A 24,334-nucleotide genomic window follows, 5' to 3' on the forward strand; every position below is an offset into this window, starting at 1 on the left:
CATTCAACATGGATGCCGACAGACCCGCCGCTTTCGCGAGCAAGCTCACTCCTACAGGGTTGTGTGCCGGCCGCTAGAAATCCTTGCACAGCCTGAGTGCGTCATAGATCGCCGCATGGGTATTGCGTTGAGCCACGCAATCGCCAATGCGGAACAGCAGATACCCGTCACCCGGCTGACTCAACGACGGCTGCGGCTGAATCGCGAACAGGGCGTCGATGTCGATCTGGCCTTTGTTGCGCGAACCTTCCTTCATCCCGTAGTAGAGCGCTTCGTCAGGACGCACGCCGTTCTCGACCACCACTTGATCGACTACCCGCTCCTCTTTGGCGCCGGTGTATTCGTTCTCCAGCACCGCGACCAGCTTGTCGCCCTCGCGGTAGACCTTTTCCAGCATCATGTCGCCGGTCATGATCACTTCTTTGGGGTACATGCTGCGGTAGTAGGTCGGGAACGACGTACCACCGATGGCAACGCCAGGCTTGATATCGTCAGTAACGATCTCGACCTGGCAGCCTTTGTCCGCCAGGAAGTCGGCCGTGGACATGCCGGTGAACTCGCAAATGGTGTCGTAGACCAGCACGTTCTTGCCCGGCGCAACTTTGCCGTCGAGGATGTCCCAACTGCTGACGACCAACCCTTCGGCCGCGCCCCAATGCTCGTTCTGCTCAATGAACGGATGACCGCCCACCGCCAGCACCACCACATCAGGCCGCAGATCCATGATGGTCGCGATATCTGCCGCCGTGCCCAAACGCAGATCGACTTTCAAACGCGCCAGCTCCAGCTGAAACCAGCGAGTGATGCCAGCGATCTGATCGCGCTGCGGTGCTTTCGACGCCGTGGTGATCTGTCCGCCGATGGCGTCTTTCTTCTCGAACAAGGTCACGTCATGGCCCCGCTCGGCCGAGACGCGCGCCGCTTCCATCCCCGCGGGCCCTGCGCCGACGATCACCACCTTGCGCTTCACGCCGCTGGTCTTTTCGATGATGTGCGGCACGCCCATGTATTCGCGGGACGTTGCAGCATTCTGGATGCAAAGCACGTCCAGGCCCTGATACTGGCGGTCGATGCAGTAGTTGGCACCCACGCACTGACGGATCTGATCGACCTGGCCCATTTTGATCTTGGTAATCAGGTGCGGGTCGGCGATGTGCGCGCGGGTCATGCCGACCATGTCGACGTAGCCGCCTTCGAGAATGCGGGTCGCCTGATTCGGGTCCTTGATGTTCTGCGCGTGCAGCACTGGCGCCTTGACCACTTCCTTGATCCCTGCCGCCAAATGCAGGAATGGCTCCGGTGGATAACTCATGTTCGGGATGACGTTGGCGAGGGTGTTGTGGGTATCGCACCCCGAACCCACGACCCCGATGAAGTCGATCATGCCGGTCTGGTCGTAATACTTGGCGATCTCTTTCATGTCCTCGTGGCTCAAGCCATCCGGGTGAAATTCGTCGCCGCAGATACGCAGGCCCACGCAGAAATCAGGCCCCACTTCCTTGCGCACTGCCTTGATCACTTCCAGGCCGAAACGCATGCGGTTCTCGAAGCTGCCGCCCCACTCATCGGTGCGCTTGTTGACCCGCGGGCTCCAGAACTGGTCAATCATGTGCTGGTGCACGGCCGACAGCTCGACGCCGTCCAGACCACCGGCCTTGGCCCGTGCAGCCGCGCTGGCGTAGTTGCCGATCACGCGCCAGATTTCTTCCGGCTCGATGGTCTTGCAGGTCGCGCGGTGTACCGGCTCGCGGATGCCCGAAGGCGACAGCAGCGTTGGCCAATGATCGCCGTCCCAGCGGGAGCGCCGGCCCATGTGGGTAATCTGGATCATGATCTTGGCGCCGTGCTTGTGCATGGCGTCAGCAAGGTTCTGGAAGTGCGGAATGATCTTGTCGGTCGCCAGGTTGACCGATTTCCACCAGCCCTGCGGGCTGTCGATGGCCACGCTGGACGAGCCGCCGCAAATGGCCAGACCGATGCCGCCCTTGGCTTTCTCCTCGTAGTACTTCACGTAGCGGTCGGTGGTCATGCCGCCGTCAGTGGCGTAGACCTCGGCGTGCGCGGTACTCAATACGCGGTTGCGTATGGTCAATTTACCGATCTGAATCGGTTGAAACATCGCTTCGAAAGCCATGACGGAAACCTCGACTTACAACGGCTTGACGACAAACAGGCCGTCGTCGTGGCCTTCTTCCGACCCGCCGTAGACCTGCTCGGCCACGGTGCGGATGTTGCTGCCGCTGGCTTCAAGGACTTGGTCCATGGCGCCGGCAAACCAACCGGTGAACATGTAATCGACCTTGCGCCCCACTTTGCCGTAGACGTAAACGAACGCCGAGTGCTCGAGCTTGACGCTGGCGGTGCCTTTTTCCAGATCGATGTCCTGAATCTTGAACAGCCCCCAACCGCGCTGGGACAGACGATTCATGTAGTGCTCGAACACCGCAACGCCTTCGATGCCATGGCATTCGGCTTCTTTCTCGCACCAGTGCCAGGCGGACTTGTAACCGGCCTTGTAGAGGATTTCGGCGTACGCCTCGGCGCCCAGCACTTCTTCGATGCCCATGTGGTTGTTGACGAAGAAATGGCGCGGCACGTACAGCATCGGCAGGGCGTCGGAGGTCCAGACACCGGTCTCGCTGTCGACTTCGATTGGCAATTGCGGGGCGATCTTGGCCATGGAAACTTAACTCCGGAAAATTCGTGTGGAAGCCCTCTCCGCGATGGGAGAGGGAAAAATTCTGTGATCGGCGAGTGAATCCGGAGGCTTATTCGCCCCAGACATCGCCCAGGATGCGTACCCAGTTTTCGCCCATGATCTTGCGCACCACGCGCTCGGAGTGGCCGCGTTTAAGCAGGGTTTCGGTGAGGTTCGGGAATTCGCCGACGGTGCGGATGCCCAGCGGGTTGATGATCTTGCCGAAGTTGGTCAGGCGCCGGGCGTAGCCTTTGTCATGGGTCAGGTATTCGAAAAATTCCTGGCCGTGGCCCTGGGTGAAGTCAGTGCCGATGCCGATGGCGTCTTCGCCGACGATGTTCATCACGTACTCGATGGCTTCGGCGTAATCGTCGATGGTCGAATCGATACCCTTGGCCAGAAACGGCGCAAACATGGTCACGCCAACAAAGCCGCCGTGATCGGCGATGAACTTCAGCTCGGCGTCGGACTTATTGCGGGGGTGTTCTTTGAGGCCCGAAGGCAGGCAGTGGGAGTAGGTCACTGGCTTCTTCGATTCGAGGATGACTTCCTCAGAAGTCTTCGATCCCACATGGGAGAGGTCGCACATGACGCCGACGCGGTTCATCTCCGCGACGATTTCACGACCGAAACCTGACAGGCCGCCGTCGCGCTCATAGCAGCCGGTGCCCACCAGATTCTGGGTGTTGTAGCACATCTGCACGATGCCCACGCCCAGCTGTTTGAAGATCTCAACGTAGCCGATCTGGTCCTCGTAAGCATGGGCATTCTGGAAGCCGAACAGGATGCCGGTCTTGCCCAGCTCCTTGGCTTTGCGGATGTCGGCCGTGTTGCGGACCTGAATCACCAGGTCGCTGTTTTCACGAATCAGTTTCTGGCTGGACGCGATGCTATTGACGGTCTGCTGAAAACCTTCCCACACCGAAACTGTGCAGTTGGCCATGGTCAGGCCGCCTTTGCGCATGTCTTCGAACAGCTCACGGTTCCATTTGGCAATGATCAACCCGTCAATGACGATGCTGTCGGCGTGTAATTCGGCTGGGCTCATCAGGCGGTCCCCTGGGGTTCTTTAATGGCCGGAAGGTCTGCCGGCGCTTTGGGGTCAGCATATGCCTGAGGGTCGGAGGAGCCGGGTGCAAAAACGACAGGGGAATTGCCGAAAGCGTCAAGAAACGACAAAGGGCATAGGCATGACGACGCAGCAGGTCCTCACGATGATGCAGCCATTCAGGTAGGGGGGCGCTCTGGGGCGGAATTCAGAAGTCGGGAAGATACGCCCAAACAAAAAAAACGAGGGTGACTAACGTCGTCAATGTGACTAGAGCCACCTGAGCCAACATCATGTATTTGAATTTTTTTGGGAATGTATCGACCTGCTCCAAGTCGATGGCGCCCAGTTTCAGGAACATTTGGGGCCGAAGGAACATCGCGCTTACGATGGCTAATTTTCTGATATCTCCTAGAAACCCGGTCCCGATCTGGAACAAACTAGAGTCCGTGACCGCTAAACAGTTATCCAGTGATTTATTGGTCTTGTTTCGCAGATACAACGTTATCAACACCGTATACAACAGAGTGACTACGAAAAGGATACACATCGTCAAAACGATAAAGTCATGATCCGCAGAATGAATGGCGCCACCATGACGATAGTGTCCGCTTCTAATTATCATAATGACCTCCGGGCCGATCGCAAAAAAGCTGCCAGCTACTAATAGTTTCACGCACCCTGCAAATACAACCAAAATACTTATATGCTTACATTAATGATGCCACCCTTTGAAAATAGCTCTCACCAGCGTCGACTGCTATTTCGGTGCCAATGGAGATATTCTTCAAAGCATATGAAGTCGTTAGAAATCATAAAAGTAGAGCCAGGCACGAAACACCAACATGGCCGTAAAAAAAATGATATTTAGAAAAAACGGCACCACGATCAATAGTTTCCATTTTTTTGGAAAGTCCACTACCTGCCGAACATCAATGACTCCTCGCTTGAGGAACAGCTTAGGGAAAATTAAGATACACGCCACAGTGCCTACCCTATAGACATCTCCGATAAATCCCAAGCCACCAAAAGTGGCCTTGATATCTACAATTATGGAACATCGAGAAAGACGGCTGTCCACCTCGTCCCTTACCCACCAGGTGATGAATAGCAGCACCAATAAGTTCAGGATTCCAGGGATCATTATCGAAGTTGCAACTAGGCCAGGTACGATATCTTTCATTGAGAGACCTCATAGAGTAACTCGCCCGTCATCTCGCCTCCCTTACCTCCTATCTCGCCCCCCAACCAACCCAATATTCCAGCAGTGATGACACCGCAGGCGAGTGCACCCGGACCTGTTGTAAGCCCCAACCCGGTAACGCAAATCACAGTAGCCACTCCCGCGCCGGCCGCAGCGCCCCCCAAATTACCAACCAGCTTACTCCCCTCAACATACTTCGCCTTCGTACACTCATCCTCCCGGCCCGTCGAGCAAGCCGTCTTGATATCAACCGCCGTCGAAGCTGTATCGAGAACTATCCCCACATAAGCTCCTCTTTTTATTAGCTTCGCCGCTTTGGCAATGCCGCTCGTTTTTTCGGCGTAGTGTCTGATCTCGCCAGTGTGCAGGTAGCTTTTAGTTGAGATCCCCAGCATTCGCCGGATTGAGCCTGTGTTCCGCAGTCCTGCTCCCAGACTAAGAAAGCCTTTCAGCAGCTTTTCGAGTTTGTCGAAAAGCTGGCGGCGTTTGGTATAGAACAGATTTCGTTCGATCAGGGTTCCCGAGGCCATGTGTTGCTTATGCAGGGCATCGATGCTGTCGAGCGTGGTCTTGATCTGCTCCAGATGCTTTTCCCAAGCGTCAGCAGCCATTCCGATACCGATTGAGGTATTGCCAAGTAGCCGCGTGATGAGTTCGTGGTTGGCCACGATGAAGTCGTCGCCTCCTGCGTCGTTATCGATGAGGCCCTGATGGGTCATCGTAGCAAGCCTCATGAGTTCGGCTTCTTCAGACGTGCACGCGGAGGTTGAATCATCGGGGACGATGACGATTTCTCCCGCCGCTACGGTGGAATTGCGGATGTGGGCATTAAGCACATCGAATTTATCGGCCGCGCGGCTCCCCAAGGGCAGTTTTGCCTTGATAGAAAAATAGGTCTGCATCTGATCATTGATGAAGCTGTAAGGCCGCGACATAGACGACCCTCACGCGCAAATCGTGTTTTTGATGCGGTCCCAACCGCCCGTCACGTTGCCGCCTCCACCACCATCGCTACGACGCTGCTGAACGTAGTTGGTTTTGATACGTCCGTAATCGAGCTGCACCACTTCGCGGGGCACGCCGTCGGTGGCACTGTGGCTGTAGTCAGAAATGATCACTTCCTCTAGCACGATCTCAAAGTACTTGAGCTTTTCGCCGCCAGCGCGGTGCACCGCGATGGTTACTTTTTTGAAATGCTGGCCTGCGCAGCTCGCTTGCATCAGTTTGGCGCTTGCCGAATCAAGGAACTTGGAAAAGTTGAATGTGGTGACAGTGGTCCGGCCCGACGAGGCGCCACCCGCCGAGGTTGCGGTCGCCGATGCGCTCTGATGGGTACCGAAGTTATAGCCGAGGATTTCGATCCAGTTCTTGTGCTGGTCGTCGAGGCTCTCACCCGGGATGCCGTCGAATTGGATAAATGCGTCAAGCGCCATGAGTTCTCTCCCTGAGTTGCTTGGTTATTTGCGAGTGCCGGTTAACGGCGCGGATTGGATCCTGCCCAAAGAAACTCGCTACAAAAACCCTGATGGGAAATTTCAGACTTTTCCGTAGGACGGTTCTTTTACTTCGCGAATGTTCGAGAAAACTCCCTATCTGACGCATCAGAAGTCCAAGCGTCGCGAGCAAATACGACCGCAAAATGGTCAAAACCGTCAGCAAGCTGCAACCGCTGACGGCGTACAAAGGCTCCCCGCATTTGATACCTGTTCATTGCCTCGCGCTTGGGCGAGAATCCAATCCATCTCTGACTCGGAAAGCCCTAATGAAAACCATGTTTCTGGCTCTGGCTCTATTCGCGACAGGCGCACACGCAGCAGCCACTCCGGCCGCCGACCCCTGTGAGGGCCTTGAAGAAGATCAGCAGACGCTTGAGTGCTCGGTATACACCCGCGATACGGCGGAGAAGTTGCTGACCGAGAATGTGCAGAACGTGCTTGAGCGTGTGCAGACGCAGTTCGGGGCGAATAAGGCCCAGGCCGAGGAATTCGCCACCAAACTCAAGGCCGCTCAGGAAGCCTGGAAAAAACTGCGTGACGCGGACTGCGCAGTGGAAGTGTTCCCCGCCAAACCGGGTACCAAAGAATTCAATATCGATCAGAACGACTGCCTGACCCGCGCCAGCGACGAACGATCGGAGTATCTGGACACCGTCGCGCAGTCTGAGTGATCCCGAATGCGCTACCCTGACGCCCTTCCCGAGCTCAAGGTAGGCACATGAACATCTGCGGCGTAGAAATCAAAGGCAGCGAGGCCATCTTCGCTGTCGCCACTCGCGCATCTGGCGCGCTCGAACACATCCCACTGCCGACCAAAAAGATCGCACTCGAAGACGACGATGAAGCCGTCAACGTGAAAGCGTTCGCCCGCCAGATCGAGGCGTTCGTGCGTGATAACGGCATTGGTCATATCGCGATCAAAAAGCGCAGCAAGAAAGGCGAATTCGCCGGCGGCCCGACGACCTTCAAGATCGAGACTATCTTTCAGCTGCTGGAAGAATGCGACGTCATCCTGCTGTCGCCCCAAACCATTAATGCTCAGATGAAGAAGCACGGCTTTGAACTGCCCGCCGCGCTGAACAAGTATCAGCACGAGGCGTACAAAGCGGCGTGCTCGGCGTTGATGAAGACCAAGTAGAAAGGTCTGCACCCGATCGCTTGCTCGGTGGTGGGCCGGGGTTAAATCCGACTGTAGGACCGGCTTTAGCCGGGAAGGCGTCAGGCGCCACCACCTTAAACTGAGGGTGCTTAACCGGGCCTATTCCCGGCTGAAGCCGGTCCTACTGGACGAGCCGGAGCCTGAAGAAGAAGACGAAAGCCGCCCGCCGGGTCATTTATACCGAATTATAGTCGCGACTATAATTCACTATAATTGAGCATCAAACAGCCTTCACCTCGCGCGTGCGCCCTCGATCCTCCCTCGGGCACAGCACAAATTTTGCCCTGTAACTACGGGTGAAATACGACGGCGATTCAAACCCGCAGGCGATGCTGACTTCCAACACGCTCATATCGCTCTGGCGCAGCAGTTGCCTGGCTTTTTCCAGCCGCAGGCCGAGGTAGAAGTTGCTCGGCGTGTCGTTCAGGTGCAGGCGAAAGAGCCGTTCCAACTGACGCCGCGTCACCTGAATCCCCTCGGCCAGTTCCAGCGTGCTCAGCGGCGGTTCGGTGTGCTGCTCCATGACGCCGATCACCTGAACCAGTTTCTTGTTGTTGATGCCGTAGCGCGTGGCGATCTGCATGCGCTGGTGGTCTTTGCGCTGGCGTATGCGCCCGAGAACGAACTGCTCGGAAACCTTGATCGCCATGTCCGGGCCATGCGCCTGCCCGATCAGGTCGAGCATCATGTCGATGGAGGCCGTGCCGCCGGCCGACGTAATGCGGCGCCGGTCGATCTCGAACAATTCCTGTGTTGCTTGCAGCCGGGGATAGGTTTCCTTGAAGGCGTCCAGAGCCTCCCAGTGCAGGGTCAGGCGATAGCCCTCCAACAAACCGGCTTGGGCGAGCACGAAACTGCCGGTGTCGATCGCCCCTAGAACCACGCCTTCCAAGTCCAGCCGACGCAGCCAGTGTTCGAGCGTGCCGGTGTAAAACTTCAGCGGATCGACGCTGCCCATCACCCACAGGGTCGCACCCTTTTTCAGTGGCTCAAGCGCCGCGTCGGCGTTCACCGACATGCCGTTGCTGGCAATCACGGGACCGCCGTCGACGCTCAGGATGTGCCAGCGAAACAGCTCGCCACCGAAGCGATTGGCGACGCGCAACGGCTCCAGCGCCGAGACGAAGCCCATCATCGAAAAGCCGGGCATGAGCAGAAAGTAGAAATCCTGGGACATCGTTGGCGCGTTCCTTGGGATTTGCGGGATAGGGCGTCCTGAGCCCGATCATCAAATACACCTCTTGCCGATGGGCAGCAACAGCACAGGTCGCTGCTGTGCAAGACCGTGTCGCCGCTGTGCGTTTTGAGGGGTTCGCCGCTGCGTAGCTTTGCACCTCAAAAGCGGAATGCAAATGTCCGCGTCACTGCCTGGCCTGCAAGGAACCTCACCCATGAATCACGACGTCATCATCACCTGCGCACTGACCGGTGCTGGCGACACGACCGGAAAAAGCCACCTGGTCCCGATCACGCCCAAGCAGATTGCCGCCGCCGCAGTCGAGGCCGCCAAGGCTGGTGCGACAGTCGTGCACTGTCATGTGCGCGATCCTCAGACTGGCAAGTTCAGCCGTGACGTCGAGCTGTACCGCGAAACCATGGACCGCATCCGTGAAGCCGACATCGACATCATCGTCAACCTGACTGCGGGCATGGGCGGCGATCTGGAAATCGGCCCGGGCGAACGTCCGACCGATTTCGGCCCCGGCACCGATCTGGTCGGTCCGCTGACCCGGCTGGCGCACGTTGAAGCGCTGCTGCCGGAAATCTGCACGCTGGATTGCGGCACCCTCAACTTTGGCGATGGCGACACCATTTACGTGTCCACGCCCGCGCAACTGCGGGCCGGGGCCAAGCGTATTCAAGAGCTGGGGGTAAAAGCGGAGCTGGAGATTTTTGACACCGGCCACCTGTGGTTTGCCAAGCAGATGATGAAAGAAGGCTTGCTCGACAACCCGCTGTTTCAGCTATGCCTGGGTATTCCGTGGGGCGCGCCGGCGAACACCACCACGATGAAAGCCATGGTCGACAACTTGCCCGCCGATGCGGTGTGGGCCGCCTTTGGTATCGGCCGCATGCAAATGCCGATGGCTGCGCAGGCGGTATTGCTCGGCGGCAACGTGCGGGTCGGTCTGGAGGACAACATCTGGCTCGATAAAGGTGTGCTCGCCAGCAACGGCGCACTGGTCGAGCGGGCCAGCGAGATTCTGAGCCGCCTGGGCGCCCGGGTTCTGACCCCGGCCGAGGGCCGCGTGAAGATGGGGCTGAAAAAGCGGTTTTGATCTCCACATAAATCCTACCGTGCAGAAGTGAGCTTGCTCGCGATGACGGTGGGTCAGTCACACATGCCGCACAGATGAATAGCTATCGCGAGCAAGCTCACTCCCACAAGGGCTTCGACACTTTTTCGAGTAACCGACATGACCTTCATCACCACCATCAAAACCTTCGCGGCCTTGGGCAGCGGTGTCATTGGCAGCGGCTGGGTGGCGCGCGCGCTGGCTCACGGCCTGGATGTCATGGCTTGGGACCCGGCGCCGGGAGCGGAAGCCGCGCTGCGCAAACGCGTCGCCAACGCGTGGCCGGCCCTTGAACAAAAAGGCCTAGCTTCGGGCGCCTCCCAGGAACGTCTGCGCTTCGTCGACACCATCGAAGAGTGCGTTCGCGACGCCGACTTCATTCAGGAAAGCGCTCCGGAGCGCCTTGACCTCAAACTGGATCTGCACAGCAAGATCAGCGCGGCGGCCAAGCCTGACGCGATCATTGGTTCCAGCACTTCCGGCCTGCTGCCATCGGAGTTTTACGAGAGCGCCACCCACCCGGAACGCTGCGTGGTGGGTCATCCGTTCAACCCGGTTTATCTGCTGCCACTGGTGGAAGTGGTCGGCGGCAAAAAAACTGCGCCAGAAGCGGTGCAGGCAGCGATCCAGTTCTATGAATCACTCGGCATGCGCCCTCTGCATGTGCGCAAGGAAGTCCCTGGTTTTATTGCGGATCGCTTGCTGGAAGCGCTGTGGCGTGAGGCGCTGCATCTGGTCAACGATGGCGTGGCGACCACAGGCGAAATCGACGACGCCATCCGTTTCGGCGCCGGCCTGCGCTGGTCGTTCATGGGCACCTTTCTGACGTACACCCTGGCCGGCGGCGATGCGGGCATGCGCCACTTCATGGCGCAATTCGGCCCGGCGCTGCAGTTGCCGTGGACCTATCTCCCGGCGCCCGAGCTGACTGACAAGTTGATCGATGACGTGGTTGATGGCACCTCGGATCAGCTCGGTAGCCACAGCATTGCGGCGCTGGAGCGGTATCGCGATGACTGCCTGCTGGCGGTGATTGAAGCGGTGAAAACCACCAAGGCCAAGCATGGGATGGCGTTTGAGGACTGATACGCCAGTGCCCTATCGTCTGAACTGGGGCCTTCGCGAGCAAGCTCGCTTCTACAGGAGATCGGGAAATACTGTTCTGATGTGCACCCGAAATTTCGCGGTGTGGCGCTTGCCGTCTTCCCGGCTAAAGCCGGTCCTGCATTGGTTCACGCAAGACCTGTGGGAGTGACCTTGCTCACGAACAGGCCCGTTCAGCTCACCAAGATTTCAGCCATGGGAATCCTATGCCAGCGCTCATCACTTACAAAACCCCGGTCCTCGCCGATTGGGTCGACTACAACGGTCACCTCCGCGATGCCTTTTATTTGCTGATTTTCAGCTTCGCCACAGACGCCTTCATGGACCGAATCGGCCTCGCCAGTGACGATCGGGATGCGAGCGGCCACTCGCTGTTTACGCTCGAAGCGCACATCAACTTCCTGCACGAAGTGAAGCTCGGGGAAGCGGTGGAAGTGCGTACGCAAATCATCGGACACGACCGCAAGCGGGTGCAGCTTTATCACGGGCTTTACAGAGCAGAAGGGGATGTCGAGTTGGCAGCGAGCGAGCAGATGCTGCTGCATGTGGATCTGGCCGCCGGGCCGAAGTCGGCGCCGTTCAGCGAAACGTCACTGCAGGCGTTGCAATTGTTTACTGAAGCACAGCGTGACCAGCCTGACCCAACGTATGTCGGCCGAGTCATCGGGCTGCCGAAATAACCTTCGCGAATCACAGCCACAAAAAAGCCCGCATCGCTGCGGGCTTCTTCATTGCTGAAAATCGATCAGAAAACGATCAGTTCACTTTGGCGTTCAGCTCGCCCTTGGCATAACGCTCGAACATCTTCTCCAGAGAGATCGGCTTGATCTTGGAGGCGTTGCCGGCGGTGCCGAATGCTTCGTAACGGGCGATACACACGTCACGCATGGCCGATACAGTTTTCGCCAGGTACTTGCGTGGGTCGAACTCGCTCGGGTTTTTCGCCATGAACTCGCGGATGGCACCGGTGGACGCCAGACGCAGGTCGGTGTCGATGTTGACCTTGCGCACGCCGTGCTTGATGCCTTCAACGATTTCTTCGACCGGCACGCCGTAGGTTTCTTTGATGTCGCCGCCGAACTCGTTGATGATTTTCAACCATTCCTGAGGAACGGAAGAAGAACCGTGCATCACCAGGTGGGTGTTCGGAATGCGCTTGTGGATTTCTTTGATGCGCTCGATCGCCAGAATGTCGCCGGTAGGCGGCTTGGTAAACTTGTAAGCGCCGTGGCTGGTGCCAATGGCAATGGCCAAGGCATCGACCTGGGTTTTCTTGACGAAGTCCGCTGCTTCTTCCGGGTCGGTCAACATCTGGCTGTGATCCAGCATGCCTTCTGCGCCGACGCCATCTTCTTCACCGGCCATACCGGTTTCCAGCGAACCCAGAACGCCCAGCTCACCCTCAACCGAAACGCCGCAGGCGTGAGCCATGGCGACGGTTTCCTGCGTCACGCGAACGTTGTACTCGTAGTCCGCAGGGCTTTTGCCGTCTTCGCGCAGCGAACCGTCCATCATGACCGAGCTGAAGCCCAGCTGGATGGAACGTTGGCAGATGGCCGGACTGGTGCCGTGGTCCTGATGCATGACCACCGGGATGTGCGGGAATTCTTCGATTGCCGCCAGGATCAGGTGGCGCAGGAACGGGGCGCCAGCGTATTTGCGCGCACCGGCCGAAGCCTGAACGATCACCGGAGAATCGGTCTTGTCGGCCGCTTCCATAATGGCGCGCATTTGTTCCAGGTTATTCACGTTGAATGCAGGGACGCCGTAACCGAATTCGGCTGCGTGGTCCAACATCTGGCGCATGCTGATAAGTGCCATTGTCTGTCTCTCTCCCGGTGGGGTCGTTAATCGTGCGTGCCGTATTGGCGGCTATTCAAATTATAGGGGTCGATTGCTCAGACATCGCCCCGGTGCAGCCTCGCTCGAACTGCTCGGCCCTTTACGGCGCTTTGCAGCCACGACCGATCAAATCGTTGGTAGCGTCCCAGTAGACCAGGCCTTCGCTGCCTTTGTTGTCGAACGCCAGCACGCCGTTACTGTAGAGCGCGCCGGAAGCTCCGGGCGACGCTTGCAGACGGAATACCTGCTCGCTCTGATTGAGGCGTACATCGACCTCTTTCTTAGCGGCATCGGCGTACTTCCAGAAAATCTCGGCTTTGCTGTCGCAGACCCAATGGGTCCAGGGGGCTGCCGGTTCCGAAGCCTTCATGCTGGCGCAACCGCTCAGCAGCATCAGTGTCGCAAGGGCTAACAAGCCTTTCATTACTACTCCTGAATCGCCTGCATCGCGCGACGGATGTCGATCATGGCAGGGGCAATGCTGTTCCTGTATTCCGGCGCACCGTCAGCTGAGAATCAGTGGTTAACTAAAAATCAGTGACAGGGGACTGGTCCCATGGCAGGCATGAATTCGTATTTTTCCCAGACCTCAGGCCCGCCACGCTTGTAAACGATCGGTACGGTTTCCGCCTGCCAGCCCGCCTGATAGCAGCTGACCTGGAGCAGTCCCGGTGCCGCGCTGGACGCCGTCTCCGCTTCAGGCTTGCTTGCGCAGCCGACCAGCAAACCCGCCATGATCAACAGCGGTAATGGCTTGACCATTTCACTCCCCTTCACCTTGGCCGGTCAGGCCTTGGCGCGTTGTTCCAGAACTTCCACAGCAGGCAGAACCTTGCCCTCGACGAACTCGAGGAACGCACCGCCGCCTGTAGAGATATAGGAGATTTTGTCGCCTACACCGTATTTGTCGATGGCGGCCAACGTATCGCCGCCGCCTGCGATCGAGAAAGCAGAACTCTCAGCGATTGCGTGAGCCAGTGTCTTGGTGCCTTCGCCGAACTGATCGAACTCGAATACGCCGACCGGGCCGTTCCAGAGAATAGTCTTGGAAGATTTCAGCAGTTCGGCGAAGTGCGCAGCTGTTTGAGGACCGATGTCGAGGATCATGTCGTCCTCGGCCACATCGGCGATCAGCTTGACGGTGGCTTCCGCATCGGCGGCGAATTGCTTGGCAACCACCACATCGACCGGCAACGGCACGCTGACCTTGGCGGCGATGGCTTTAGCGGTCTCAAGCAGGTCAGGCTCGTACAAGGATTTGCCAACCGGATGACCTGCCGCTGCCAGGAAAGTATTGGCGATGCCCCCGCCGACGATCAGCTGATTGCACTTCTGGCTCAGGCTGTTGAGCACGTCCAGTTTGGTGGAGACCTTGGAGCCGGCCACGATGGCCGCCATTGGTTGGGCCGGATTGCCAAGGGCCTTGCCCAGCGCGTCCAGTTCGGCTGCCAGCAAAGGACCGGCCGCAGCGATTTTGGCGAACTTGGCCACGCCGTGGGTCGAGCCTTCCGCACGGTGGGCGGTGCCGAAGGCGTCCATCACGAACACATCACACAAAGCGGCGTACTTCTGCGCCAGCTCGTCAGCGTTCTTCTTTTCGCCCTTGTTGAAGCGCACGTTCTCGAACAGCACGATATCGCCCGCCTTGACGTCGACACCGTCCAGGTATTCCGTGACCAGCGGCACTTCCCGGCCGAGCGCCTTGCTCAGGTAGTCAGCAACCGGCTTGAGGCTGTTCTCGGCGGAAAACTCACCCTCGGTGGGGCGACCCAGGTGCGAGCAGACCATGACGGCTGCGCCTTTCTCCAGCGCCAGCTTGATGGTGGGCAGCGACGCGAGAATGCGGGCATCGCTGGTCACCACGCCGTCTTTGACCGGAACGTTGAGGTCTTCGCGGATCAGTACACGCTTACCTTGCAGATCGAGGTCGGTCATCTTCAACACGGTCATAAGGCATTCCCTGTTTTTACTATTGTTTATGAATGGTGTGCAGGTAGTGATCGGCGACATCCAGCATGCGATTGGCAAAACCCCACTCGTTGTCGAACCAGGCCAGGATGTTCACCAGCCTGGGGCCCGAGACCCGCGTCTGGCTGGCATCAATGATGGCCGAGTGCGGGTCGTGGTTGAAATCGCAACTGGCATGCGGCAATTCGGTATACGCCAGCAGTCCCTTCAGCGGGCCGCGGGTGGCGGCCTCGCGCAGGATGCGGTTGATCTCGACGGCATCGGTATCACGGGCGACCTGCAGCGTGATGTCCAGGCACGAGACGTTCACCGTCGGCACACGAACTGCTTTGGCCTGAATTCGGCCGGCAAGTTCCGGAAGCAGCCGCTCGATGCCGCGCGCCAGACCAGTGGACACCGGGATGATCGACTGAAAAGCCGAACGGGTGCGGCGCAGATCTTCATGATGATAGGCGTCGATCACCGGCTGATCGTTCATCGCCGAGTGAATCGTGGTGATGGTTACGTATTCGAGACCCAACTCGCGGTTCAGCAGGTCGAGCAATGGCACGCTGCAATTGGTGGTGCACGACGCGGCAGACACCAGCCGCTCATCCCCCGTCAGGGCTTCCTGATTGATGCCGTAGACGATGGTGGCGTCAACGTCGGCTTCACTGGCCATGGGCTGGGAGAACAACACCCGTGGCGCACGCGCTGAAAGAAAGCGCTCGCCGTCAGCCCGCGTGTTGTAGACGCCGGAGCATTCGAGCACCAGATCCACGTCGAGGGAGCCCCAGTCGATGCCTTCCGGCGTCGCGCTGCGGAACACTTTGATGACGTGATCGTTGATGTGCAGAAAATCGCCTTCGACCCGCACTTCGCCGGGAAACCGGCCGTGTGTGGAGTCAAAGCGCGTGAGGTATTCGAGACTGGCCATGTCGGCCAGGTCATTGATTGCCACCACTTCAAAGCCCGCTTTCGCACCTCGCTCGCACAGCGCGCGCAGCACGCAGCGGCCGATACGACCGTAACCATTGAGGGCGACTTTATAAGGGCGTGGCTGAGGCATGGGGTTCTCAACATCTTGAGTGGTACAGAGAACCTGCAAGCGCGCGGCTCTTCCCGCGACCTGCCAGTTACAGGCAGCAGATCGCAGGACAAGTCACGCGCCTACAAGGGCAACACGATGGCGCTTAGTCTTCCAGCAGCTCTTCAGCCGTGGACAGAACGTTCTCCAGCGTGAAGCCGAACTCTTCGAACAGGAGGTTGGCAGGTGCCGATTCGCCGAACGTGGTCATGCCGATGACGCGACCTTCCAGGCCCACGTATTTGTACCAGTAGTCGGCGTGAGCAGCTTCGATGGCGATACGCGCGCTGACTTCCAGCGGCAGAACCGACTGCTTGTACTCGGCGCTCTGAGCTTCGAAAACGCTGGTGCATGGCATGGAAACCACACGCACGTTCTTGCCGTCTGCGGTGAGCTTGTCGTATGCCTGAACAGCCAGGCCGACTTCGGAACCGGTGGCGATCAGGATCAGCTCAGGCTCGCCACTGCAGTCGCGCAGCACGTAGCCACCGCGGTTAATGTTTTCCAGCTGCTCGGCATCACGCGCCTGATGTTGCAGGTTCTGACGGGAGAAGATCAGCGCAGACGGGCCGTCATCACGTTCGATGGCGTGTTTCCAGGCGATGGCGGATTCCACGGCATCAGCCGGGCGCCAGCAGTCCAGGTTCGGCGTGGTGCGCAAGCTGGTCAGCTGCTCGATCGGCTGGTGAGTCGGGCCGTCTTCGCCCAGACCGATGGAGTCGTGGGTGAACACATAGATGATGCGTTTCTTCATCAACGAAGACATGCGCACGGCGTTGCGGGCGTATTCCATGAAGATCAGGAAGGTCGCGCCGTACGGCACGAAGCCGCCGTGCAGGGCGATACCGTTCATGATGGCGCCCATGCCGAACTCACGAACACCATAGTGCAGGTAGTTGCCGGTGGCGTCTTCGCCGGTGATGCTGCGGCAACCTTTCCAGATGGTCAGGTTGGAACCTGCCAGGTCAGCCGAGCCGCCGAGGAACTCAGGCAGCAGCGGACCGAAGGCGCTCAACGCGTTCTGGCTGGCCTTACGGCTGGCGATGGTTTCGCCCTTGGCGTTAACTTCAGCGATGTACGCGGCGGATTTCTCGGCGAAGTCAGCAGGCAATTCACCGCTCATGCGGCGGATCAGCTCGTTGGCTTCGGTCGGGAAGGCAGCGGAATAGGCAGCAAAACGCTGATCCCATTCGGCCTCGGCGGCCAGGCCTTTTTCCTTGGCGTTCCACTCGCTGTAGATGTCGGCCGGAATTTCGAACGGGCCATGGGTCCACTTCAGCGCAGCGCGGGTCAGGGCGATTTCTTCGGTGCCCAGCGGAGCGCCGTGGCAGTCTTCCTTGCCCTGCTTGTTCGGCGAACCGAAACCGATGGTGGTCTTGCAGCAGATCAGTGTCGGCTTGTCGCTCTTGTGAGCGGTGTCGATGGCGGTTTTGATTTCGTCGGCGTCATGGCCGTCGACGTTACGGATGACCAGCCAGCCGTAGGACTCAAAGCGCTTCGGGGTGTCGTCGGTGAACCAGCCTTCGACTTCGCCGTCGATGGAAATCCCGTTGTCGTCGTAGAACGCGACTAGCTTGTTCAGGCGCAGCGTACCGGCCAGGGAAGCGACTTCGTGGGAGATGCCTTCCATCATGCAGCCATCACCCATGAACACGTAGGTGTGGTGGTTGACGATGTTGTGGCCTGGACGGTTGAACTGGGCAGCCAGCGTTTTCTCGGCGACCGCAAAACCGACGGCGTTGGCGAAACCCTGACCCAGTGGGCCGGTGGTGGTTTCAACGCCCGGGGTGTAGCCGTACTCCGGGTGGCCCGGCGTGCGGCTGTGCAGCTGACGGAAGTTTTTCAGGTCTTCGATGGACAGGTCGTAGCCGGTCAGGTGCAGCAGCGAGTAGATCAGCATCGAGCCGTGACCGTTGGACAGGATGAACCGGTCGCGGTCAGCAAACATGGGATTGGCTGGGTTGTGCTTCAGATAATCGCGCCAAAGCACTTCAGCGATATCCGCCATGCCCATCGGGGCACCCGGGTGGCCGCTATTGGCCTTTTGCACGGCATCCATGCTGAGGGCACGAATGGCATTGGCTCGCTCACGACGGCTTGGCATCGCTGATCTCCTGGGGCAGATAAAAGTGGGACCGGAAAAAGGCGGCCATTTTCCCTCAGGCACCCTCCGGGGGCAATGACAGATCACACACCATCGGTGTTTTCCTCTAACGCTGAGGTGTTTTCGTACACCACACCCAATCCCCAACGGCAAACGGCAGAATCACGGCGCCGGGGTGCCGCCACTGATCGACCAATATCAAAACTTTTTGATATTGCCCTTGCGACAGCCCCGGTCGATAACTAGACTGCCTGCCTTATGAATCTTCGCGTGCCTGCCATTAGCCATGATGAATGCGACGAGCTGGCTGCCCTGTGCAAGGCCGGCGGCGATCCGCTGCGACTGAATGTCTTGCGCGCGCTGTCGAACGATTCTTTCGGCGTGCTGGAGCTGGCGCAGATTTTTGCGATCGGTCAGTCCGGCATGAGCCACCACCTCAAGGTCCTGGCCCAGGCAGACCTGGTGGCGACGCGGCGTGAAGGCAACGCGATCTTCTATCGACGCGCCCTGCCCCACACCGAACACACCGGCGGCAAGCTGCACGCGGCGATGCTTGAAGAAGCCGATAACCTGCGCCTGCCCGATGACGTACAGACCCGGATCGGGCTGGTGCATCGCCAGCGGGCCAATGCCAGTCAGGATTTCTTCGCACGCACTGCCGAGAAATTTCGGGCCCAGCAGGACCTGATCGCAGGACTGCCGCAGTACCGCGACAGCCTGCTGTCGTTGCTGGACAAGCTGAGCTTTCCCGCTGATGCCACGGCGATAGAAGTGGGGCCCGGCGATGGCGGTTTTCTGCCGGATCTGGCGCGGCGTTTCCGACAGGTGACGGGCTTGGACAACAGCCCGGAAATGCTCGATCTGGCGCGCAAGATCTGCACGCAGAAGTCGCTGGTTAACGTCGAGCTGAAACTGGCCGATGCACTGACCAACGCTAATATCTCCGGCAACTGCGTGGTCTTGAATATGGTGCTGCACCATTTCGCCGCGCCCGCCGAAGCGCTCAAACATTTGGCCAACCTGTTGCAACCGGGCGGTAGCCTGCTGGTGACAGAGTTGTGCAGTCATGACCAGAGCTGGGCCAAGGAGGCCTGTGGCGATCTCTGGTTAGGCTTCGAACAGGAAGATCTGGCCCGTTGGGCCATCGCTGCGGGGCTGGTCCCCGGGGAAAGCCTGTACATAGGCTTACGTAATGGTTTCCAGATCCAGGTCCGCCATTTTCAGCGACCGGCTGGCAACACTCACCATCGGTACTAATCAGGAAAACCGTCGAGATGAGCGAATACTCCCTTTTCACCTCCGAGTCCGTGTCTGAAGGACATCCGGACAAAATCGCCGACCAGATCTCCGATGCGGTGCTGGACGCCATCATTGCCCAGGACAAGCAGGCGCGCGTCGCCGTGGAAACCCTGGTCAAGACCGGTGTGGCCATTGTTGCCGGCGAAGTCACCACCACCGCGTGGGTCGACCTGGAGCAGATCGTTCGTGACGTGATCTGCGAGATCGGCTACACCAGCTCCAACGTCGGTTTCGATGGTGCGACCTGCAGCGTGATGAACATCATCGGCAAGCAGTCCCCTGACATCAACCAGGGTGTCGACCGCGCAAAACCTGAAGATCAGGGCGCTGGCGACCAGGGCCTGATGTTCGGCTACGCCAGCAACGAAACCGCCGAGCTGATGCCTGCGCCGATCGCGTTCTCGCACCAGCTGGTACACCGCCAGGCCGAAGCCCGTAAATCCGGCCTGCTGCCGTGGTTGCGCCCGGACGCGAAATCCCAGGTCACGTGCCGCTATGAAAACGGCATCGTGGTGGGCATCGACGCCGTTGTGCTGTCGACCCAGCACAACCCGGAAGTGTCCTACAAAGATCTGCGCGAAGGCGTGATGGAGCTGATCGTCAAGCACGTGCTGCCGGCTGAACTGCTGCACAAGGACACTCAGTTCCACATCAATCCGACTGGCCAGTTCATCATCGGCGGCCCGGTGGGTGACTGCGGTCTGACCGGTCGCAAGATCATCGTCGACAGCTACGGCGGCATGGCCCGTCACGGCGGCGGCGCGTTCTCCGGTAAAGATCCATCGAAGGTCGATCGCTCGGCAGCCTACGCGGGCCGTTACGTTGCCAAGAACATCGTCGCCGCCGGCCTGGCCGAGCGCTGCGAGATTCAGGTTTCCTACGCGATTGGCGTTGCACAGCCTACATCGATCTCGCTGAACACCTTCGGCACCGGCAAGATCAGCGACGACAAGATCGTCCAGCTGGTCCGCGAGCACTTCGACCTGCGTCCGTACGCGATCACCACCATGCTCGACCTGCTGCACCCGATGTATCAGGAAACCGCAGCCTACGGCCACTTCGGCCGCACGCCGCAAACCAAGACCGTGGGCGACGATACCTTCACCACGTTCACCTGGGAAAAAACCGACCGCGCCGACGCCTTGCGCGCTGCTGCCGGTTTGTAATACCCGCCGGGTGCATTGCGCCTAGCGGCACCTGGTAAGAGAAAAGCCCCTGGCGATGTGAGTCGCCAGGGGCTTTTTGCATTCGGGCTGCGGAAAAAATCATACCCTACGCGCCACCAGCAAAAACGAAGCCGCCCCCGCCAACAACCCCGCACACACCCGGTTAAACACCCGCTTGCCACTGGGCTTCGCAAACAGCCGACGCGCATGCACGCCCATCCAGCAGTACAGCCCGATAGCGATACATTCCAACGCCAGAAACATCGCGCCCAGTTGTGCGAATTGAGTGGTGACAACGCCGGTACGGTCCACGAATTGCGGCAGAAACGCCGTGAACAAGAGAATGGCTTTGGGATTGCCGATGGCGACCAGAAATTCTTGGCGCGCTAGCTTCGTCACTCCAACGCGCGCGCCCGCTTCAATATCGTGGGCCTCCGACGGCGCTCGCCACAGTTGTAACGCCAGATAGAACAGATACGCCGCCCCCACAATTTTGATCGCATGAAACAACCACTCGGACGTGTGCAGCACGGCCGTGAGGCTCGCCGCCGCGAGTGCAATCATGATCGCGAATGCCAGCAACCGACCTAGCCCGCCAGTGCAGGCGCGGCCAAATCCATAACGTGAGGCGTTGCTGATGGAGAGCAGGTTGTTCGGCCCCGGCGCCATGTTCAGGGCGAAACACGCGGGGATGAATACAGCGAGGGTCGACAGGTCCATGGCAGTGTCTCTTCCAGTAGCCGGGTGAAACATCATTTTGCACTCGTGGACGCGCAGCTCAAGGCACAGCTGGGCCGGGAATCAGGGGCTGGCTGTATCGGTGCGAGACAAACGCGGTAACCACGGCGCGATGAAACGCCCATCGGGAAAACCTAGCCTTGCAGTCCCTCCCCCGGCAAGGACGCTCCGATGCTCCCCCTCCTCCGCGCTATAACCTGCGCTTTAATCGCCCTCGTTTCCATCGCTGCCAATGCCGCCTCCTGCCCCGACTGGCCACCGGCCAAAGCCCGAAGCGAGATCCTGGCGCTGCAAAGCCAGATCACCCAGTGGGACGACAGTTATCACCGCCAAGGCGTTTCTCTGGTGGCCGACGAGCTGTATGACCAATCCGTTCAGCGCCTCGCCGATCTGCGCGGTTGTTTCGCCGCTACTTCGGCGGCGCCCTCCAATCCGCTGAAAACCTCTCGCGGTCCTGTCGCACATCCCATCCCGCACACCGGCCTGACAAAATTGCAGGGCGAGGCCGCCGTTCAAGCGTGGCTTGAAGACCGAAGAGATCTGTGGATTCAGCCAAAAGTGGATGGCGTGGCCGTCACGCTGGTTTACGTCGACGGCAAACTGGTGAGTGCCATCAGCCGGGGCGACGGCGTTTTCGGCCAGGACTGGACGGGGCATGCCCACCAGATCGAGGCGATTCCTCGCCATCTCGCGTGGGAAAAGACCGTGATCCTTCAGGGCGAGCTGTATTGGAAGCTGACAGATCACGTTCAGGCGGACGCCGGCAGTCTGAACGCTCGCAGCAAAGTGGCCGGTTTGTTGGCGCGTCACGCGATCAGCGAGGAGGAAGGCGCGCAGATCGGCTTGTTCGTCTGGGACTGGCCGGAAGGTCCGACGGGGATGAACGAGCGACTGGCCGGCTTGAGAGCCATGGGTTTCGAGGACAGCGCACGCTTCAGTGAGCCGCTGAAGGGTTTCACTCAGGCAAAGAACTGGCGAGAGCACTGGTACCGCTCGCCGCTGCCGTTTGCCACCGATGGCGTGGTCATCCGGCAGGGCGAGCGCCCATCGGCCGAGCGCTGGCAAGCGAAAGCGCCTTACTGGATCGCGGCATGGAAGTACCCGTTCGCACAGGCGCTGGCCGAGGTGCGCAAGGTTCATTTCAATATCGGGCGCAGCGGCAAGATCACGCCCGTGCTGGACATAGAACCAGTGCGCCTGGATGACCGAATGATCGCCCGCATCAGCGTCGGTTCGCTGAAGCGCTGGCAGGAAATGGACATTCGGCCCGGCGATCAGGTCGGGATCAGCCTCGCCGGGCTGACGATCCCGCGTCTGGATGAGGTGGTGTCGCGCAGCGTTGAGCGCGCTCCGCTGAATATTCCGAGAGCGGAGGATTTCCATCCACTGAGTTGCTGGCAGCCCATCGAGGGCTGCGAAAGCCAGTTCCGTGAACGACTTAAATGGCTGAGCGGGAAGAAGGGCGTGGCGCTCAGCGGCGTAGGACCGGGCACGTGGGACAAGTTGATTCAGGCCGGGCAATTGAACGGTTTGCTGGACTGGATGACCCTCGACGGTGCACAGCTTGCTAACATTCCCGGCCTGGGCGAGCGCAGCAGCGCTAAACTGCTGGCAAGTTTCCAGGCCGCGCGTGAGAAGCCGTTTGTTGTCTGGCTTAAAGCCATCGGTTTGCCTCCGGCCACGGGCGTTGATCTGGGTGATTCCTGGGCGGCGCTGGCCTCGCGCAACGTTAAGGACTGGCAGGCCGAGCCCGGCATTGGCTCGGGCCGTGCGAAGCAGCTACATGCATTTTTTCAGGACCCGCAGGTGCAGGCGTTAAGTCGCCAACTGCGGGACGAAGGCATCGATGGTTTTTAGTATTTTTAGGGCCGCATGATTGCGTCGAGCGTGCGGCTATTTGTGTTCAAGGAGTATTCATGAAATTCCTGTCATCCCTTTTTGCATTCACCGCGTGCGGGTTTCTGGCCGCGCCCGTGTTTGCGGCCGAACAAGCGCCGGAGCCATCCGGATGCGCCGCGAAGCGTCAGGACATCAGCACTCAGATAGAAAACGCCAAGGCCGCAGGCAATACCAATCAACAGGCCGGGTTGCAAAAAGCCCTGAGCGAGCTGAACGTCAACTGCAATGACGTCGACCTGGTCAAGCAGCAGGAGCAAAAGGTGCTGGATGCCAAACGCGAAGTCAGTCGTCGCCAGGCGGACCTGAACAAAGCCATGAGCAAGGGCGATCCGGAGAAAATCGACAAGCGTAAAGACAAGCTGGCCGAATCGCGCAAAGAACTGCAGGACGAGCAGGAAAAGCTGGAGAAGGTGCAGCCCGACGAGGATGACGAGTAAGGTCGTCTGCGGGCATCAGTCCTTAATGTGTAGGAGTGACCGGGGTGGCGCTCCACCTTGCTCGCGAAGACGGCATTTCCGCCGATGAAGATTTGGCGGATGTACTGGCCTCTTCGTGAGCAAGCTCACTCCCACACGGTCTCTTTCGCGGCAAGATCTCAGGGTGTCAGAGCTACGGTTGAGCCATCAAACTGAAACGCCAAACAGCGCGATCACCAACCCCAACCCGACGATCCAGGCCAGCGAGCGCAACGTCGCGAGATCCGCCAGATAGAAAATGATGTAGAGCAGGCGACTTGTCACGAACAGCACGGCGAGCACGTCGATCGTCACCAACTGCGCCACGCCGGCAACGTGGGCAATGATCACGCCAGCGGCAAACCCTGGAATCGCTTCAAAACTATTGAGCTGCGCGTTGTGGGCGCGCCGCGGGAGACCTTCGAGGCGGTCGAGAAAGTCCCGGGGATCATGATTGTGCCGTGCACCGAATTTGCCGCTGCTGAACTTGGCAATGCCAGCGCACCCTATCGGCAAGAGAATCACGATCAACACGCACCAAAAAGCAACGGTCATAACCACATCCTTTTTTAGAATTTGAGCTTCATTAGAACGATGCCCCTCTACAGCCTAAGAACTGCAGCCTGGCGAAAGGTTCTTTCAGGTCCTGCATGCCTGAAAGCGTTACAGGAATCACACGCCTCCAGTGGGCCATCGTGCCCCCATAGTGGGACCGGCTTTAGCCGGGAAGGCGTCACCCGCCACACCGCAAATTTGATGCGCACACACCGGCCCCCTTCCCGGCTAAAGCC

General features: G+C 59.0%; 25 protein-coding genes. 9 read left to right on the plus strand and 16 right to left on the minus strand.

Going from position 1 to position 24,334, the window contains the following annotated elements; all coding sequences use genetic code 11:
* Positions 1 to 73: 73 nt before the first annotated feature.
* The 7 genes from dgcA to QMX88_RS16535 all read right to left on the minus strand — a co-directional run bounded on the left by dgcA (position 74) and on the right by QMX88_RS16535 (position 6,383).
* Positions 74 to 2,134 (minus strand): dimethylglycine demethylation protein DgcA, encoded by a 2,061-nt coding sequence (gene dgcA / locus QMX88_RS16505; RefSeq protein ID WP_192173185.1) that lies wholly within the window; start codon positions 2,132 to 2,134, stop codon positions 74 to 76.
* Positions 2,135 to 2,149: 15 nt separating this feature from the next.
* A complete protein-coding gene (locus QMX88_RS16510; RefSeq protein ID WP_192173186.1) occupies positions 2,150 to 2,680 on the minus strand; it encodes a 4-vinyl reductase in 531 nt (176 codons plus the stop codon).
* An 88-nt stretch (positions 2,681 to 2,768) separates the two neighbouring features.
* On the minus strand, positions 2,769 to 3,746 hold the full coding sequence (locus QMX88_RS16515) for a dipeptidase (protein WP_074886739.1): 978 nt from the start codon (positions 3,744 to 3,746) through the stop codon (positions 2,769 to 2,771).
* Between the two features lie 208 nt (positions 3,747 to 3,954).
* Positions 3,955 to 4,422, minus strand: a complete 468-nt coding sequence (locus QMX88_RS16520) for a hypothetical protein (protein ID WP_282371193.1) — start codon at positions 4,420 to 4,422, stop codon at positions 3,955 to 3,957.
* Positions 4,423 to 4,551: 129 nt separating this feature from the next.
* Complete coding sequence (locus QMX88_RS16525; RefSeq protein WP_108121072.1) at positions 4,552 to 4,929, minus strand: hypothetical protein; 378 nt, start codon at positions 4,927 to 4,929, stop codon at positions 4,552 to 4,554.
* Positions 4,926 to 5,885 carry a hypothetical protein gene (locus QMX88_RS16530; RefSeq protein ID WP_282371197.1) on the minus strand — a complete coding sequence of 320 codons (960 nt, stop codon included), beginning with the start codon at positions 5,883 to 5,885 and terminating at the stop codon, positions 4,926 to 4,928. Before QMX88_RS16530 ends, QMX88_RS16525 begins: the two co-directional genes overlap by 4 nt.
* Positions 5,886 to 5,894: 9 nt before the next feature.
* Positions 5,895 to 6,383 (minus strand): Hcp family type VI secretion system effector, encoded by a 489-nt coding sequence (locus tag QMX88_RS16535; protein ID WP_192173189.1) that lies wholly within the window; start codon positions 6,381 to 6,383, stop codon positions 5,895 to 5,897.
* A 329-nt stretch (positions 6,384 to 6,712) separates the two neighbouring features.
* On the opposite strand from QMX88_RS16535, the gene QMX88_RS16540 reads away from it, so the two are divergent.
* Positions 6,713 to 7,117 (plus strand): lysozyme inhibitor LprI family protein, encoded by a 405-nt coding sequence (locus tag QMX88_RS16540; protein ID WP_192173190.1) that lies wholly within the window; start codon positions 6,713 to 6,715, stop codon positions 7,115 to 7,117.
* A 47-nt stretch (positions 7,118 to 7,164) separates the two neighbouring features.
* Entirely contained in the window at positions 7,165 to 7,584 is a 420-nt protein-coding gene (locus tag QMX88_RS16545; protein WP_282371200.1) for a DUF3010 family protein, read from the plus strand.
* Between the two features lie 241 nt (positions 7,585 to 7,825).
* On the opposite strand, the gene QMX88_RS16550 is transcribed toward QMX88_RS16545, so the two are convergent.
* Positions 7,826 to 8,782, minus strand: coding sequence for a GlxA family transcriptional regulator (locus tag QMX88_RS16550; RefSeq protein WP_282371202.1), 957 nt, complete (start codon positions 8,780 to 8,782; stop codon positions 7,826 to 7,828).
* Between the two features lie 214 nt (positions 8,783 to 8,996).
* Between QMX88_RS16550 and QMX88_RS16555 the strand changes: the two genes are divergently transcribed.
* From QMX88_RS16555 to QMX88_RS16565, 3 genes are all read left to right on the plus strand, one after another.
* Positions 8,997 to 9,884: a 3-keto-5-aminohexanoate cleavage protein gene (locus QMX88_RS16555; RefSeq protein ID WP_282371204.1), complete on the plus strand. Its 888-nt coding sequence runs from the start codon at positions 8,997 to 8,999 to the stop codon at positions 9,882 to 9,884.
* Positions 9,885 to 10,022: 138 nt separating this feature from the next.
* Positions 10,023 to 10,988 (plus strand): L-carnitine dehydrogenase, encoded by a 966-nt coding sequence (locus tag QMX88_RS16560; protein WP_282371206.1) that lies wholly within the window; start codon positions 10,023 to 10,025, stop codon positions 10,986 to 10,988.
* A 224-nt stretch (positions 10,989 to 11,212) separates the two neighbouring features.
* On the plus strand, positions 11,213 to 11,686 hold the full coding sequence (locus QMX88_RS16565) for a thioesterase family protein (RefSeq protein WP_282371207.1): 474 nt from the start codon (positions 11,213 to 11,215) through the stop codon (positions 11,684 to 11,686).
* Positions 11,687 to 11,762: 76 nt separating this feature from the next.
* Here the strand turns inward: QMX88_RS16565 and fba are convergent, their stop codons facing one another.
* From fba to tkt, 6 genes are all read right to left on the minus strand, one after another.
* Entirely contained in the window at positions 11,763 to 12,827 is a 1,065-nt protein-coding gene (gene fba, locus QMX88_RS16570) for a class II fructose-bisphosphate aldolase (protein WP_037018967.1), read from the minus strand.
* Positions 12,828 to 12,948: 121 nt separating this feature from the next.
* The gene (locus QMX88_RS16575; protein ID WP_065991241.1) at positions 12,949 to 13,272 is read right to left on the minus strand and encodes an MliC family protein; all 324 of its coding nucleotides are present in this window, start codon (positions 13,270 to 13,272) and stop codon (positions 12,949 to 12,951) included.
* Positions 13,273 to 13,382: 110 nt separating this feature from the next.
* Entirely contained in the window at positions 13,383 to 13,610 is a 228-nt protein-coding gene (locus QMX88_RS16580) for a hypothetical protein (RefSeq protein ID WP_192173196.1), read from the minus strand.
* A 24-nt stretch (positions 13,611 to 13,634) separates the two neighbouring features.
* Positions 13,635 to 14,798: a phosphoglycerate kinase gene (locus QMX88_RS16585; RefSeq protein ID WP_282371215.1), complete on the minus strand. Its 1,164-nt coding sequence runs from the start codon at positions 14,796 to 14,798 to the stop codon at positions 13,635 to 13,637.
* A 19-nt stretch (positions 14,799 to 14,817) separates the two neighbouring features.
* Positions 14,818 to 15,864 carry an erythrose-4-phosphate dehydrogenase gene (epd, locus tag QMX88_RS16590; RefSeq protein WP_192173198.1) on the minus strand — a complete coding sequence of 349 codons (1,047 nt, stop codon included), beginning with the start codon at positions 15,862 to 15,864 and terminating at the stop codon, positions 14,818 to 14,820.
* A gap of 124 nt (positions 15,865 to 15,988) precedes the next feature.
* Positions 15,989 to 17,986 carry a transketolase gene (gene tkt / locus QMX88_RS16595; protein ID WP_282371217.1) on the minus strand — a complete coding sequence of 666 codons (1,998 nt, stop codon included), beginning with the start codon at positions 17,984 to 17,986 and terminating at the stop codon, positions 15,989 to 15,991.
* Between the two features lie 258 nt (positions 17,987 to 18,244).
* On the opposite strand from tkt, the gene QMX88_RS16600 reads away from it, so the two are divergent.
* Entirely contained in the window at positions 18,245 to 19,243 is a 999-nt protein-coding gene (locus tag QMX88_RS16600; RefSeq protein ID WP_282371219.1) for an ArsR/SmtB family transcription factor, read from the plus strand.
* Between the two features lie 17 nt (positions 19,244 to 19,260).
* A complete protein-coding gene (gene metK / locus QMX88_RS16605; protein ID WP_065991235.1) occupies positions 19,261 to 20,451 on the plus strand; it encodes a methionine adenosyltransferase in 1,191 nt (396 codons plus the stop codon).
* 99 nt (positions 20,452 to 20,550) lie between these two features.
* Here the strand turns inward: metK and QMX88_RS16610 are convergent, their stop codons facing one another.
* Positions 20,551 to 21,171 carry a LysE family translocator gene (locus tag QMX88_RS16610; RefSeq protein WP_282371224.1) on the minus strand — a complete coding sequence of 207 codons (621 nt, stop codon included), beginning with the start codon at positions 21,169 to 21,171 and terminating at the stop codon, positions 20,551 to 20,553.
* A 189-nt stretch (positions 21,172 to 21,360) separates the two neighbouring features.
* On the opposite strand from QMX88_RS16610, the gene ligB reads away from it, so the two are divergent.
* Positions 21,361 to 23,046 carry an NAD-dependent DNA ligase LigB gene (gene ligB, locus QMX88_RS16615; RefSeq protein ID WP_282371226.1) on the plus strand — a complete coding sequence of 562 codons (1,686 nt, stop codon included), beginning with the start codon at positions 21,361 to 21,363 and terminating at the stop codon, positions 23,044 to 23,046.
* Positions 23,047 to 23,105: 59 nt separating this feature from the next.
* Positions 23,106 to 23,525 (plus strand): DUF1090 domain-containing protein, encoded by a 420-nt coding sequence (locus QMX88_RS16620; protein ID WP_282371228.1) that lies wholly within the window; start codon positions 23,106 to 23,108, stop codon positions 23,523 to 23,525.
* A gap of 186 nt (positions 23,526 to 23,711) precedes the next feature.
* On the opposite strand, the gene QMX88_RS16625 is transcribed toward QMX88_RS16620, so the two are convergent.
* On the minus strand, positions 23,712 to 24,098 hold the full coding sequence (locus QMX88_RS16625) for an MAPEG family protein (RefSeq protein WP_192173204.1): 387 nt from the start codon (positions 24,096 to 24,098) through the stop codon (positions 23,712 to 23,714).
* Between the last annotated feature and the right edge of the window lie 236 nt (positions 24,099 to 24,334).

The organism is Pseudomonas sp. PS02290 (assembly GCF_029960075.1).
In the GTDB taxonomy this organism is placed as follows: domain Bacteria; phylum Pseudomonadota; class Gammaproteobacteria; order Pseudomonadales; family Pseudomonadaceae; genus Aquipseudomonas.

Bases quoted from the DNA above. Each gene is read 5' to 3' on its own strand.
- QMX88_RS16510 (WP_192173186.1), bottom strand. From the start codon at position 2,680: ATGGCCAAGATCGCCCCGCAATTGCCAATCGAAGTCGACAGCGAGACC.
- dgcA (WP_192173185.1), bottom strand. From the start codon at position 2,134: ATGGCTTTCGAAGCGATGTTTCAACCGATTCAGATCGGTAAATTGACC.
- QMX88_RS16540 (WP_192173190.1), top strand. From the start codon at position 6,713: ATGAAAACCATGTTTCTGGCTCTGGCTCTATTCGCGACAGGCGCACAC.
- QMX88_RS16580 (WP_192173196.1), bottom strand. From the start codon at position 13,610: ATGGTCAAGCCATTACCGCTGTTGATCATGGCGGGTTTGCTGGTCGGC.
- QMX88_RS16600 (WP_282371219.1), top strand. From the start codon at position 18,245: ATGAATCTTCGCGTGCCTGCCATTAGCCATGATGAATGCGACGAGCTG.
- QMX88_RS16575 (WP_065991241.1), bottom strand. From the start codon at position 13,272: ATGAAAGGCTTGTTAGCCCTTGCGACACTGATGCTGCTGAGCGGTTGC.
- QMX88_RS16530 (WP_282371197.1), bottom strand. From the start codon at position 5,885: ATGTCGCGGCCTTACAGCTTCATCAATGATCAGATGCAGACCTATTTT.
- QMX88_RS16545 (WP_282371200.1), top strand. From the start codon at position 7,165: ATGAACATCTGCGGCGTAGAAATCAAAGGCAGCGAGGCCATCTTCGCT.
- QMX88_RS16610 (WP_282371224.1), bottom strand. From the start codon at position 21,171: ATGGACCTGTCGACCCTCGCTGTATTCATCCCCGCGTGTTTCGCCCTG.
- QMX88_RS16555 (WP_282371204.1), top strand. From the start codon at position 8,997: ATGAATCACGACGTCATCATCACCTGCGCACTGACCGGTGCTGGCGAC.
- QMX88_RS16565 (WP_282371207.1), top strand. From the start codon at position 11,213: ATGCCAGCGCTCATCACTTACAAAACCCCGGTCCTCGCCGATTGGGTC.
- ligB (WP_282371226.1), top strand. From the start codon at position 21,361: ATGCTCCCCCTCCTCCGCGCTATAACCTGCGCTTTAATCGCCCTCGTT.
- QMX88_RS16560 (WP_282371206.1), top strand. From the start codon at position 10,023: ATGACCTTCATCACCACCATCAAAACCTTCGCGGCCTTGGGCAGCGGT.
- metK (WP_065991235.1), top strand. From the start codon at position 19,261: ATGAGCGAATACTCCCTTTTCACCTCCGAGTCCGTGTCTGAAGGACAT.
- QMX88_RS16620 (WP_282371228.1), top strand. From the start codon at position 23,106: ATGAAATTCCTGTCATCCCTTTTTGCATTCACCGCGTGCGGGTTTCTG.
- tkt (WP_282371217.1), bottom strand. From the start codon at position 17,986: ATGCCAAGCCGTCGTGAGCGAGCCAATGCCATTCGTGCCCTCAGCATG.
- QMX88_RS16550 (WP_282371202.1), bottom strand. From the start codon at position 8,782: ATGTCCCAGGATTTCTACTTTCTGCTCATGCCCGGCTTTTCGATGATG.
- QMX88_RS16585 (WP_282371215.1), bottom strand. From the start codon at position 14,798: ATGACCGTGTTGAAGATGACCGACCTCGATCTGCAAGGTAAGCGTGTA.
- QMX88_RS16625 (WP_192173204.1), bottom strand. From the start codon at position 24,098: ATGACCGTTGCTTTTTGGTGCGTGTTGATCGTGATTCTCTTGCCGATA.
- epd (WP_192173198.1), bottom strand. From the start codon at position 15,864: ATGCCTCAGCCACGCCCTTATAAAGTCGCCCTCAATGGTTACGGTCGT.
- QMX88_RS16515 (WP_074886739.1), bottom strand. From the start codon at position 3,746: ATGAGCCCAGCCGAATTACACGCCGACAGCATCGTCATTGACGGGTTG.
- QMX88_RS16525 (WP_108121072.1), bottom strand. From the start codon at position 4,929: ATGAAAGATATCGTACCTGGCCTAGTTGCAACTTCGATAATGATCCCT.
- fba (WP_037018967.1), bottom strand. From the start codon at position 12,827: ATGGCACTTATCAGCATGCGCCAGATGTTGGACCACGCAGCCGAATTC.
- QMX88_RS16535 (WP_192173189.1), bottom strand. From the start codon at position 6,383: ATGGCGCTTGACGCATTTATCCAATTCGACGGCATCCCGGGTGAGAGC.